Raw genomic sequence first — 8,649 nt, forward strand, 5'->3', positions numbered from 1 at the left:
TTCTCAAGCGCGGAGAGGTAGCGAAGTGGCCGTACCGCGCCCGACTCGAAATCGGGTTACGGACTCATAATCCGTACGTGGGTTCGAATCCCACCGCACGCTTGCCGCTCTCTCCGCCTTATCCCCCTGTTACAACTCACGTATCCGAAAGCTCTGGTTGGTTAAACTGGCCTAGTGGTCTGGCCAAATTTGACAAGAGATTGTGGCACATCCGGTGACAAATCTCCAGGGAGTTTTCATTGCGTAGAACTTCACTAGTGAAGGCTCCGTAGCGTGAAACCCCTTCAGCGTCGGCAAGTTACCTGTGAGGGGCTTGGGGTTGCTTCGATACTAAGAAACAGGTAATCGGACGGAAAGGACTAACGCACATGGCTAAAAGTGACCTCCTCATCCAAATGGTCAAAGCCGCTCTGACCAGCGACCGAGAATCACTCGAAAAGAGTGTACAAGCTGTCATTGCTGATGAGCGAAACAAACAGCATCACAGCGTTGCCGATAGACTCTCGGTAGCATTGCGTACAACCCCAAACTTTCGACGTCTATCCCTTCCAGCAGATACCCCTCGCCTTGGTGGGCCATCAATCGACAGCCAAGATGGAAGGAATTTCCTCGGAGAACACACTCCAAGACGACGCCTTAGCGACCTCTTTTTACCTCAGACATGCAGAGAACAGTGTCAGGAGGTAATTGAAGAGCATGGGAGGGCTGACCTTCTCCGCGCTCATGGCCTCGAACCAAGAAACAGAATCTTGCTTGCTGGCTCTCCAGGGAACGGCAAAACCACTCTGGCCGAAGCTTTAGCATACGAAATCGGAATCACTTATTTCGTCGTCAGATACGAAACAATTATTGGCTCGTTTCTTGGTGAGACATCCACTAGACTTAAGCGTGTTTTTGACTACGCCAAAACGCGCCCTTGCATCTTATTTTTCGACGAATTTGACACGCTCGGAAAAGAAAGAGGGGACACTCACGAGACAGGTGAAATTAAGCGTGTTGTAAGCTCACTACTTCTGCAAATCGACGACTTGCCAAGTTACACGATAGTAATTTCAGCAACAAACCATCCAGAGCTACTTGACAGAGCCGTATGGCGTCGGTTCCAAATTCGTATCGAACTTCCAAAACCAAACAAATCTCAATCAGCTTCATTTATCAGCTCTTTCTTTACTCGGTTTCAAGAATACAACACTGAGTTGACTAGCAGAATTGCAGACAAACTCATCGGACTTAGCTATTCAGAACTAGAAGAGTTCTGTCTTAATATCCAAAGAAAGCACATCCTTGCTTTGGGCAATCAATCATTGAAAGATATCGTAGCTGAACAACTCCGACTGTGGTCACACCAGTATTCTCTTCCGCAAAAGGGCAAGAAGCAAGACCCAACGAAATAGTCAGAATGCTTTACTCTTAATGGTCGCTCTGATATCGGTGAACCAAAGTGGCAAAACCACCTGGAGAGCCCCATGCCAGAAAGACCAATACTTCCGCTTGGCCCGTTAAGAGTGGAGAGAAGGGTAGGCAGGCCGCGACCCATTCCCACCCCACGTACCCCGCCATTTGACCAACAGGTGAACAGAATCACCCCCCAAATCCAGCGACTGGAAGAGATTCTTGGCCGTGACGGAGGGGTTTTGACCCTACAGGCTGACCCCACCGCCTTAGCCCCAGAGAGGGCCGTTGTATTTGAGGTGTCGGGAAGTCTGTCGACCTTTACTGCCCAAGCAGAACGTGTTGGTTTCATGCTCCTTGGAGAATTTGAAACGGAGTATGACCCTGACGAAAACTTTTACTATGCCAACGACAAAGATGAGCGCCAGGCGGATAAGGTTGAAGCGACGCTCTACCTACTGATGCCAGATGAAAGGGCGATGCAGGAGCTGCTTCGACTTTGGGCAAGATATCGTGACGGCAAAAGCTTTCCACGTAATTACGGACAGTGGAAAGCCCTATTCGACCAACTCCGAACAATACGCCCTTGGGGAGCCCAGGATAGGTTGACCGCCAGTTTTGTTCAGGAGCTAAGGGAATGGGTATCCAGGGGGGAACAACGACCTTTTAGGTTTGAAGTAAACCTCTGGTTTAGCGATTCCGACGAAAAAAGGAGGTCTTCAAGAGGTAATTTCGAAACCGTTATTTCTGGCGCAGGTGGGCAGATACTTCATGAGTCGAGGATTGACGCAATAAAGTATCACGGCTTACTCGCAGAGATTCCTTCGCAGTTCCTTGGAGAAGACGAGACACAATTTATCCAGCTGATATCACACTTAGACCCTGTGATGCACTATGCACCTCAGTCTATGGCCTACTCAGAAATCATCGTTGACGAAGAGGGCGAACTTGCAGTTGGCGAGTTTGATGCAGCACGTCCAGCTTGCGCAGCCCTGGTTGATGGCTACCCGTTTTCAAATCATTCATTGCTTACCAACAGAGTCGATATCGAAGACATCTTCGAAATTGAGCAACTGTCCCAGTCCGCCTACAGAAAACATGGCACAGCCATGGCCTCATTAATCCTGAACGGTGAACTTTCCCAAACAGATGACGTCGTAAACAATCGCTTATTGGTAATCCCAGCATTACAACCAGACACATTTCAAAATAACGAAGAGTTTTTCCCACCAGACAAGCTGGCAATCGACCTCATATATCAAGCGGTTCTAAAAATTCATGAAAAGCAAGTTTCTGAACCAGCTACATTTGGAAAGCTAACGATAATCAACCATTCACTTGGCAATCGCCATGAAGAGTATTGTGGCAAGGTAAGCCACTGGGGTAAACTACTTGATTATCTTTCCTTCACATATGGATACCTCTTCATTGTCAGCGCAGGAAACCATAAACACAATTTTGCTTTACGACAATTCAGCACTCTAACAGAGTATGAAGCTGCTGCTCCCGAAGAAAAACGAAACGCCACTTTCCGGGCTTTGTGTGAAGATGTTCAGTTCAGACAAGTGTTATCCCCTGCTGAGTCCATAAATCCCATAGTTGTAGGGGCATGGCACGAGGGAGCACCCGACATAGGGCCACCTCCAGGGAGGTTGGTTGACCTTTTCCCAAGCGATGATGGTCCCAGCATTGTATCATCAATTGGGTTAGGCCATAAACGCTCAATCAAACCTGACATCTTCTACAAGTCAGGAAAAGCTTACTGCTCAGTCTCAACAGCCAACGGTTGCTGTCTGGTGATTCCATCAACCAATAGTGCTGGCGGTCTTTCCGTTGCCTCCCCTGGCACACCAGGAGTTCAAACTTCACGGGCAAGAACTTTTGGCACTAGTTGTGCTGCGGCTCTTGTGACAAACCTTGCCATAAGAATCAGTAACATGCTCGACGAACTCGCCGAGACATTCGCCACTGCAAACGTTCCTCAATCCCACCGTGCTGCCTTGATTAAGGCTTTGCTTGTCCATGGCAGTGCTTGGCACGAAACAGGTGAGCATCTTGAAGGAATCACAGAGCCGCTTGGTGGTAAAAAGCACTTTGCACGCAGAACAAATATCGCACGATTGCTTGGATTTGGACGACCTGACATCGAAAGAGTAATCGAGTCCACATCGAATCGAGCAACTATGTTCGCTTATGGAACTATAACGAAAGACCAGAAACAGATTTTATCAATCCCTATTCCTGCCAGTTTGTCTGGACGAGCAGATTTACGTAGAGTCACAGTAACGCTTTCATGGTTTAGCCCAGTCAATACGAGACATGCACAATATCGGCAGGCTGTATTGGAACTGGAAATCCCAGAAAAATGCGGGGCAGAACGTAAAACAATACTTCAGCCGCCGACACTGACATGCAACAGAGGTACACTTATCCATGGCATTTTTGAGGGAACCACACCAATCACCACTGAAAGCTTCACTGTCGAAATCTCCTGTAAGGCTCAAGCTGGTGGATTAGACGATGCTGTACCTTTCGCCATCGCTGTAAGCTTTGAAACCCCTATAGAGTCTGAAATTGATGTGTACACCGAAATTCGTAGCAGACTAGCCCTTGAGGTGCGCGAACGGGTTCCTGTTTAATGTAACCATACCCCCTCATTCAGCCCATAATTTACATTACAAAAATTTGAGTTAGGTACGTTTTGTGCGAACACGCTCAGTTTCCCCCCGTGCCGGGTCCGGTTCTGCCCTCTGACGGGCGGGACATTTCCGAGAGGTTCACCAAAGCGACCTCCACCAACGCGCAGCACGCCAGCGACCATTACACTCACGCATTATTCCTCCCAGGTCGGCTACCCCCCCCAAGACTTAACTAGTTAAGTGTCTTTCGCTGAGCCCTTCACGGGGGCTCCATTCCCATGAGAACTGCCACCATGACTCTATCACCAAAACATTTGCACATCATTAAACTTTAGATTAATGACTTGACAAATTGCCTTTAATCATTGCATATTGCTGCTCACGTGGTACTCCAATTGAACACGCAGGGGCAGCACATGACAACCAGCACCACCAGCAGCCAGGGGACCGGAACGAAGGTGTTTGCCTACGTCCGAGTCAGCGGCAAGGCCCAGGTCGAGGGTGACGGATTCAGACGCCAGGAAGCTGAGATACAGGCTTACGCCAAGGCTAACGGCCTTGAAGTGGTCGAGATGTACAGGGAAGAAGGCATTTCCGGTACTGCCAGTGAAGCGGACAGGCCAGCGTTTCAGGACATGGTGACGGCCATACTGCGCAACGGGGTGCGGACGGTCATCGTGGAAGGACTGGACCGCGTTGCCAGGGAGTACCGGGTCCAAGAGCTGCTTCTCACCTACCTTGCCTCAAAGGGCATCGCGCTGATTGTCGCCAGGACGGGCGAGAACGTCACGGAAGCCCTCATGGCTGACCCTATGCGAAGGGCGCTGGTCCAGATGCAGGGAGTCCTCTCCGAGCTTGAGAAGAATATGCTGGTGAAGAAGCTCCGGCAGGCCAGGGACCGCAAGCGCGAGGAGCAAGGCCGTTGCGAAGGACGCCATGCATTCACCAAGGAAACGCTGCCAGATGCCCTTAGAAGCGTCCTGGAGGCTATCCGTAGGCTTCGACGCAGGAAGCCGGGCCAGGTGCAGCGCACGTACGCCCAAGTGGCTGAGGAACTGAATAGGCAGGGGCATACCTCGTCCAAGGGCTTGCCCTTCACCGGAGCCAACGTGCAGAACCTTTGGCAACGGTACCGCCGACTCATCTGACGCGGCGAGGCATTGCCGTTTTCCTTGTGACACCTACTGACTTTTTGAACCGGCCATGCTCAGCGGTTGGGAACCATATCCCACGCCGCGAGTCCGCCGCTTTACCCGAACCGACAACCTCAAGTCTTCACTAGTGAAGGATTATGCCATGCTCAACTTGGTCCAGATAGACGGTGTTATCGTTGACGAAGCTGTCACGAAGGATGCGTGGTTCGATGAGTTCCGCGCTCCACATACCGACGCTGCTCGTGAACTGGTGGCCGAGGTCATCTGCCAGATTGAAGAGTACGAGAAGAAGAAGCGCCTGAGGATGCGCAAGCGGAAGGATACGCCCAAGGCTCCAGACAAAACCACCTTCGAAACCACTGTGGCGGCCATAGTCTCGGACCTGTGCTACCACTACTCCCGCGACCCAGAGCGCAGGGTGTCCGTATCCCGGTCGCATCAGCTCGTGGGCAGCAAATCAAGGTACGCTAGTGAAATCGCGTCCACCAAGGTAAGAATCACCCTGCTCGACTACATGGCCTCGCCGGAGCTGGCGTTAGTGGTCCAGCGCATAGGAGAAAAGTACCAGGACAGACGCACCACCATCCAGGCAGGCCCGCAGCTCATCGCCCTCATCGAAAAGCACGGCGTCGATGACCAGGACTTCAAGAAGACGGGATACAAGGAGCTGATTGTCCTACGGGAGAAGCGCGGAGAGAACTGGTTTACCGACAAGAGCAAAGAGCTCCCATACGAAGACACGCCAGAGACGCACAGATACCGTGCGGAGATGGTCCGCATCAATGATTGGATTGAAGCGGCTGACCTGAGCTTCGATGCTGCGTCCTGCGTGACACGAGTCCCGGTAGACATCCGCAACCGGAATCTTCGGCGTTCGTTCACGGCCACCTTTACGCAGGTCGGGCGGCTCAATGGCGGTTTCTGGCAGGGCATGAACAAGGAAGAGCGCAGAGGCATCCGCATCGACGGACAGCCTATCGCCTGCCTCGACTACTCTCAGAGCTGCCCGCGCATCCTCTACGGTCTTGCAGGAGCGACACCTCCAAGAGAGGACATCTACGACATTCCCAAGCTCCGTGGACACCGCGATGGAACCAAGCTGCTACTGCTCTCGCTCATGTGTTCGGACCAGGAACGCACCAAGCGGCCTAAAGGCTCACGGAAACTACTCCCGAAGAGTCCCAAGGCCACGGAGCTGTTCCAGTGGGTTGCCGAGGCGCACCCTGCCCTACGTCCATTCTTCTGGACTGGCATCGGCCTGAATCTCATGTTCCGGGAGAGCGTCATCCTCGTTGACGTACTCCTTACCTTGATAGACATGGGCATTGTGGCCCTGCCTATTCATGACGCAGTAGTCGTACGCCACGACACCAAGGAACAGGTCAAAGAGGTCATGCTCGTCAAGTTCAGAGAACACGCCAGGGTTGATGGTGTTGTGAAGGAGGAGTGATTTCATCCATAGCAAGCCCATCGACGCATTACCTTTATTACCTCTATACTCTATGGCTATATACCACCTATACAAACACCTACACAGTTACCCATAGGGGGACACGTAAGAAGCCTTGGCATTCGGTACTTTCCAGACACACTATGCAGATGCATAACAAGATGCGTTGACCTGACACAACTAGTTAAGTGTTCACATCGACACAGCATCATGCATTACGGCAATGAAACCCATACACATCCAACTAAACGGTCAGCATCAACTATGCTTACGTAGTCGAGTCTGCTCACAACTTCCTCATAGAGCACCTTCACAGGATACCGCCCCTCATAGCCTCCTGTGACATCGGCGTATGCGCCCTTTTCGTGTCCAACTAGCTCCTGGCACATGCGGCGGACCACTCCGAGCATCTTACATCGTGTCACCAGGGAGTGCCTAAACGAGTGGAAGACCTTGCCACTCACCTCGCCCCTGCCTCCACCAACGCCGCATTGCCTGCGGTATCGGGTGAACCACTGCCCTGCCGCACCGCCGCGCTTCCCTGCGGACTCCCGTACCTCCAACGTGGGGAACAGGCGAGTATGACGCTTGCCGCGCAAGGCTTCAACACGGTCCAGCAACCCCAGACGAACCAGGTCTTGATGCACAGGCACTTGGCGATTCCCGGCGCTGGTCTTGGTCTTCTTGTCAGCCAGGTCGTTGATGTCCAGATACCAAACCCCTGAAGCCTCATCCTGGCGTATGTCGGACAAGTGGAGTTGGCAAAGCTCTTCAAGTCTCGCCCCGGTGTACAAGCCGAGCAGAGGCAACCAGAACTGCCATGAACTGCGGAACTCCTTCGGCTTGAAGTTCTCCGGCGAGAAGAGAGCACGAAGCTCATCATCTGTGAAGGCTTCCCTCTCCGGGGTGACGCTCTTCCGCTGCACCTCAAGCACCTTGTTCAGCGTGGCGGCCTTCGACACCAAGCCCTCATCTTCAAGCCAGTTGATGAAGCTCCGGATGTTGGTGAAGGCGTTGCCCAGGCTGGTAGCGCCCAGCTTGTCCGCCTCCTGTATGGTCATGTTTAGGAGCTTCGCCAGCGGCTTCTTCTTCCACCGGGGGTCAATGGTGCGGCGCTTCGGCAGGTGGTGCATGATGCGGTGGTAGGTCCGCATGTGGTCGCGGCTGAGGTCTACGGCCTGAATGTCGCCCACCATCGTCACAAAGTCATGCAGGTCGGGAATGATGTCCTTCTTGCTGGACACCCTCCACTTCGCCGCCTTGTCCGCGATGTATTTCTCTACGGCCTCGGACAGTTTGGTCCCTGCCGTGGGCACCGGCTGAGGTTCAACAGGCGTTACTGTGCAGGGTTTTGCAGGTTGTACCTGAGCATGGTCCCTAAGTCCCGTTTGGACCTTGGGCAGCATCGAGGGGAGGTATCCTGCCTGCGGAGACTCTTGCCCCTTCCATGCGGCAGACACCTTGTTCATCTCGCCTTCCAGGTAGGCCTGAAGCTGCTCAGGCGGGGTCATGGCCGCCACCGGGCCAGCAGCATCAAGGTAGCCTAGGAAAGACTGTACCACCGCCGCCACGTGGACAACCCGGACCTTGGCTTCGCGCAGGTACACCGTGCTCAGGGACTTCTTTACCTCGACCTTGCCGAGCGCGGGCCGCAGTCTTTCGGGCACAGCCATGCGGAAGTAGAACGCGACACCTTGTTTGCGGAGATGAGACGGAGCCGAGAAACGCATGGGCAACCTCGCACGGTTTGTACCCAGCGCTTTGGACCTACCTCGCGGGCAGGCTTATGTGAAGTCGTAACATACCGATTTAACAAGAGGACAGCAGCAACCCGTTTTCAGACTCAAACTTGGCCCATACCCGCCCCAAAGGCCTCTGAAACTGCCTTGCATTGGCTCAAGGTGAATGCTACAAGCCTGCTCTCGAAACGGCATCACGCCCGCCTTCTCAAGCGCGGAGAGGTAGCGAAGTGGCCGTACCGCGCCCGACTCGAAATCGGGTTACGGACTCATAA

The 8,649-nt window shown here is 53.0% G+C and carries 5 protein-coding genes; 4 read left to right on the forward strand and 1 reads right to left on the reverse strand.

Annotation, left to right across the window (positions count from 1 at the left end):
• Positions 1 to 368 precede the first annotated feature (368 nt).
• The 4 genes from CHB73_RS16325 to CHB73_RS16340 all read left to right on the forward strand — a co-directional run bounded on the left by CHB73_RS16325 (position 369) and on the right by CHB73_RS16340 (position 6,635).
• Entirely contained in the window at positions 369 to 1,394 is a 1,026-nt protein-coding gene (locus tag CHB73_RS16325) for an AAA family ATPase (protein ID WP_089275671.1), read from the forward strand.
• A 177-nt stretch (positions 1,395 to 1,571) separates the two neighbouring features.
• Complete coding sequence (locus tag CHB73_RS16330) at positions 1,572 to 4,031, forward strand: S8 family peptidase (protein ID WP_179217110.1); 2,460 nt, start codon at positions 1,572 to 1,574, stop codon at positions 4,029 to 4,031.
• Positions 4,032 to 4,447: 416 nt separating this feature from the next.
• A complete protein-coding gene (locus CHB73_RS16335) occupies positions 4,448 to 5,179 on the forward strand; it encodes a recombinase family protein (RefSeq protein ID WP_089275673.1) in 732 nt (243 codons plus the stop codon).
• Between the two features lie 148 nt (positions 5,180 to 5,327).
• Positions 5,328 to 6,635: a hypothetical protein gene (locus tag CHB73_RS16340; protein WP_089275674.1), complete on the forward strand. Its 1,308-nt coding sequence runs from the start codon at positions 5,328 to 5,330 to the stop codon at positions 6,633 to 6,635.
• Between the two features lie 215 nt (positions 6,636 to 6,850).
• Here CHB73_RS16340 and CHB73_RS16345 read toward each other — a convergent pair whose 3' ends face one another.
• Positions 6,851 to 8,365, reverse strand: a complete 1,515-nt coding sequence (locus CHB73_RS16345; RefSeq protein WP_089275675.1) for a site-specific integrase — start codon at positions 8,363 to 8,365, stop codon at positions 6,851 to 6,853.
• Between the last annotated feature and the right edge of the window lie 284 nt (positions 8,366 to 8,649).

The sequence above is a fragment of the Humidesulfovibrio mexicanus genome (assembly GCF_900188225.1).
In the GTDB taxonomy this organism is placed as follows: Bacteria; Desulfobacterota; Desulfovibrionia; order Desulfovibrionales; family Desulfovibrionaceae; genus Humidesulfovibrio; species Humidesulfovibrio mexicanus.

Excerpts from the sequence above, each read along its gene's own strand:
- CHB73_RS16325 (WP_089275671.1), top strand. The coding sequence starts at position 369 with ATGGCTAAAAGTGACCTCCTCATCCAAATGGTCAAAGCCGCTCTGACC.
- CHB73_RS16335 (WP_089275673.1), top strand. The coding sequence starts at position 4,448 with ATGACAACCAGCACCACCAGCAGCCAGGGGACCGGAACGAAGGTGTTT.
- CHB73_RS16340 (WP_089275674.1), top strand. The coding sequence starts at position 5,328 with ATGCTCAACTTGGTCCAGATAGACGGTGTTATCGTTGACGAAGCTGTC.
- CHB73_RS16345 (WP_089275675.1), bottom strand. The coding sequence starts at position 8,365 with ATGCGTTTCTCGGCTCCGTCTCATCTCCGCAAACAAGGTGTCGCGTTC.